The organism is Bacteroides sp. OF04-15BH (assembly GCF_003477995.1).
GTDB lineage: Bacteria > Bacteroidota > Bacteroidia > Bacteroidales > Bacteroidaceae > Paraprevotella.
In genome coordinates this window covers 1-4,335 of record NZ_QUEM01000073.1, presented here as the reverse complement: position 1 = coordinate 4,335, position 4,335 = coordinate 1, and the positions used below count along the sequence as shown (strand labels likewise).

The window sequence follows — 4,335 nt, the reverse complement described above, 5'->3', positions numbered from 1 at the left end:
CTCTGAACAAGGAGGTTTACACCCAAACCATGCTGATGGCAAGGCATCAGAAAATAGCTAAACTCTTTGACGAAGATTTTTGGGGTACGCAATGACGAAGTCAGGTGGTTTCGGTCTCAGCACACTCGGTAGTTCAGGAAGAGAACAGCGGTTCTCTTCCTACTTTTTTTCCCACGGGTTCACGAAGCAATGAGAGGCCGAGACAATTCATAAATTCTACAAATCGTCCACGATAGCTGTGCTCTTGGCGTAGGCCGTGCTTTTCGCTTCGAAGAAATCGGTCTTCACCATGTTGGCGTTTGAGTATTGTGACACCCATCGCATGCTTTCCGGTTCTCTTTCATAGCCGTCATACAGGACGCCGTATCCAAGACTGTTCCAACGCAGGTTGCCCAGATATCGTATGTAGTCTGCCACCATCTGCTCATTCAACCCTTGGATATTGTTGCCTATCACATACTTTCCCCATGCCGTTTCCTGCTCCACCCCCTCACGCATCATTGCTTCATAGGTTTTCACTTTATCGGCGGTGAAGAGTTCGGGGGATTCCTTTTTCAGTTCCAGTATGATGTTTCGGAAGAGCCATAGGTGTGTGTTCTCGTCCCGATTGATATAGCGTATTTCCTGCGCCGAGCCCGGCATTTTTCCGTTGCGGCTCAGATTATAGAAGAACATGAAGCCGCTGTAGAAATAGATTCCCTCCAGAATGTAGTTTGCCATCAGTGTCTTCATGAGCGTGTCGCCGGTCTGTTCTTTCTGAAACTCGTTATAGCAGTTTCCGATGAACGTGTTTCTTTTCAGCAGATGCTCGTCGGTTTTCCATTGATACAGAATTTCGTTGCGCTTTTCCGGACTGCATATCGAGTCGAGCATATAGCTGTAGCTCTGGCTGTGCACGCACTCCTGAAAAGCCTGTATGTGCAGACATAGGTTCACTTCGTTGGCAGTTATGTACTCGCTGATATTCGGAAGGTTGTTGCTCTGCAACGAGTCGAGGAAGACGAGGAAGCTAAGTATCTTGTCGTATGCCGTGCGTTCCCTGCTGTCCAGACGCGTATAGTCCTTCACATCCTGGGCGAGATTTATTTCTTCCGGAATCCAGAAGTTGTTCATTGCCTGCCGATACCAGTCGCTCACCCATTTATACCGCACATTGTTGAAGTCGTTAAGGTTTGTCGTGTTTCCCCCAATCATCCTTCTGAGGCGTGTTTCCGTGTCGCCAGCCGGATTGAACAGGGCGTTCTTCTTCAGTTTCATAATTTCCATTTTACCTGTTTTGTTTTTTGAGTTCCGCATCACGTAGAGATGCGGAACTTATGTTATGATGCACAATTCTCACACTCTTCCACTTCCAATGATTTGCTACGCACATAATAGAGCGTTTTCACTCCACATTCCCAAGCCATCAGGTAGAGGTTGAGAAGTTGCCTCATTGTGAAGTCGTTCGTAATATAAATATTCAGACTTTGCGACTGGTCGATGTGCCGTTGCCGTATGCCTGCGGCACGGATGCTCCATGTCTGGTCGATGAGGTAGGCACTCTTGTACTTCCAGAAAGTTCTGTCCGACAGTGCTGGAGCCACCCGTGGCAGCATCGCCCCTTTCTTTTCCTCAAGGAAGAAACGTTTCATCACGGGGTCGGTTCCGGCAGTTGTTCCGGCAATGATGCTTGTACTGCTGGTAGGGGCAATTGCCAGCAAATAGGCATTGCGCATACCGTCGTGCGCCACCTTTTCCGCTAAAGTCTGCCATTTTAAAGATGTGTAGCCGCGTTTGGTGAAGTAATCGCCTGTCTGCCATCCGCTTCCTGCGAAGCATTCATATCTTCCTTTCTCTTTCGCCAGTTTCGCACTGGCTTCTATCGCAGCATAATTGAGGCGTTCAAAGACCTCGTCCATAAAGCTAAGGTGCTCCTCGCTTTCCCAACGTATTCCGCGTATGGCAAGTGCGTGGTGGTAGCCGCTCACGCCAAGTCCGATGCTGCGATAACGGCGGTTGGTAATCTTGGCGTAAGGGATGGAGTAGAAGTTAAGATCGATGACATTGTCAAGTGCACGAACGACTGTCGCCACCTTTTCCTTCATCAAGGCGTCGTCCTCCAAAGGGAGGTGTCCGAGCGACAGACTGGCAAGGTTGCACACGACAAAGTCGCCAGGCTTGACCGTTGTCACCACCACCGTGTCGCCGCCCTCCGTGCGTATTTCAGACGAAACAGACTCTATGGGCGACATGTTCTGTGCAATCTCCGTACACAGGTTGGAGCAATAAATCATTCCTTTGTGGCTGTTCGGGTTGGCACGATTCACTATGTCACGATTGAATGTAAATGGGGTGCCGGTCTCAACCGCCGACCTTAGCACCAACCTTACCACGTCCTTTATGCTTATGGTGCGTCTGGAAAGGCGTGCATCGTTCACACAGTCCCAATAGCGTTTTTCCCATTCCTCTCCGTAATAGTCCTCCAAGCAGTAGCCTTTCACCGTCATTATTTCGTTCGGGCAGAAGAGGAACCACTGCCTGTCGAGATTCTCCTTCGCCAGTCGCCAGAACAGGTCGGGGTAGCACACGGCAGGAAAGATGTCGTGAGCCTTCATGCGGTCGTCTCCATTATTAGTACGGAGCTGAAGGAACTCCGGCAAGTCCTTGTGCCACACATCCAGATAAACAGCTGCCGCCCCTTGGCGCATGCCCAGCTGATCGACTGCAACGGCAGTGTCGTTCACGAGTTTCATCCATCGTATCACTCCTCCTGCCACGCCTTTGAAGCCCCTTATGTTGCCACCGGCAGCACGCACTTTACCGAAATACATGCCCATGCCGCCGCCGAACTTGCTCACCATTGCAAAGTTGTCGATACTGCGATAGATGCCTTCCAAGCTGTCTGGCACGGTGTCGATGAAGCAACTGGAAAGCTGATGATAGGGCTTGCGCGCATTGGAAAGCGTAGGTGTCGCCATTGTCACCTCCAGACGGCTAAGCATTTCGTAGAACTTCCTCACCCATTGCAGCCGCCCATTCTTCTCAGGCATGGCGAGGTGCAAGGCTATACCCAGGTACATTTCCTGCACAGACTCCATAGGTTCGTGCGAGTGAGTGCGTATGAGGTAGCGTTTGTAGAGGAGGTCGAGTCCCGAGTAGTTGAGCAGTTTGTCACGTTCGGGGCGCATGAATGCCGCAGCTTCCTCTATTTCCTGTCGTGAATACGAGTCAAGGATGTAGCTTCCGTACAGCCCTTCGTCCGTAAGATAACGCAGTTTCTCATAGAGCGAATGTACTCCTGCAAGGCGTGCTTGCCTCTCCAGCTTTTCAGAAAGCACGAAGTCAAGCAGTCGTGCGGCTATAAACTCCCAGTCTGGGGCTTCCTGCGTGGTGAGTTCCACGGCTGTTTTTATGAGTGCCGCCATGCGTTCATCTGCCGACATCTCCGGCTTGCAGAATCCCGAAAACCTCTCTGCCAGCAAGGTAAGGCTGTATTCGTTGGAGGCGAAGTCGGCCTGTATGCCCTTGAGCACATCCATAATCTGCGGTCGGGCAGTCTCCGCGGCGATATAGCTTAATGTCTTCCTGCACTCCGTGCGCTGCCATCGGTAGAGAATGTAGTTTTTTGCCTCCGCATAAAAGCCATGTTCCATCAGGCAGCGTTCCACTTCATCTTGGATTCGCTCCACACTTCTGCCTGTAGCGTCGTCACGCACGAAGGATTCCACCTCATGCACCATTTTCTGAATAGTGTCATCCGCAGCCTCCCGACCGGTACTGGCGAAACTCTTTCTTATTGCGACAGCAATTTTTTCCCTGTTGTAGGGCTCTGTTGTCCCGTTTCTTTTCGTTACTTGCATAAGAACTTTTAAAATATATTGTTGTATAATTTCCGAAAGGTAGCCGGCAAAAACTGCATAATCAAGATTTTCCTGAAAGTACTATCCGTGGCAGCCTTGCATCAAGGAAGGATATGATTCGTGCAGCAATATACCAGAATTTATTCTTAGTCGTATGTAATCGATTCGTAAACAAAGGTACGAAAAATTTTAATTATTACAATATTGTTTTCTTTTTAAATTTTGTTTTCCGCTGTTTTTAGCCAATGGCTTTTGTGTGGAAACGACAATATTTGCATTGGGTAGAGCGGAGGCTAATCGCTGAGAATGGCGGTAAAAGGCACGAGTATGGGGTTTGCACGATTTTGTAAAGGATTTGGAGCATTAGGTGTAACGGATTGAGGAATAGACGGTTGTACGGTTACGACGACAGACTGACACTGCCGATGCCGCCGAGACGAGGGTCAGTCATAGCACCTGACTTCGTCACTCAAAAATGTCCATTTTGTAATTAATT

General features: G+C 49.5%; 2 protein-coding genes. Both read right to left on the bottom strand.

Annotation, left to right across the window (positions count from 1 at the left end; genetic code table 11):
* Nucleotides 1–216: 216 nt before the first annotated feature.
* Nucleotides 217–1,266: a ribonucleotide-diphosphate reductase subunit beta gene (locus DXA74_RS15695; RefSeq protein ID WP_118529065.1), complete on the bottom strand. Its 1,050-nt coding sequence runs from the start codon at nt 1,264–1,266 to the stop codon at nt 217–219.
* Between the two features lie 53 nt (nt 1,267–1,319).
* On the bottom strand, nt 1,320–3,839 hold the full coding sequence (locus tag DXA74_RS15690; protein WP_118529063.1) for a ribonucleoside-diphosphate reductase subunit alpha: 2,520 nt from the start codon (nt 3,837–3,839) through the stop codon (nt 1,320–1,322).
* Nucleotides 3,840–4,335: the final 496 nt, after the last annotated feature.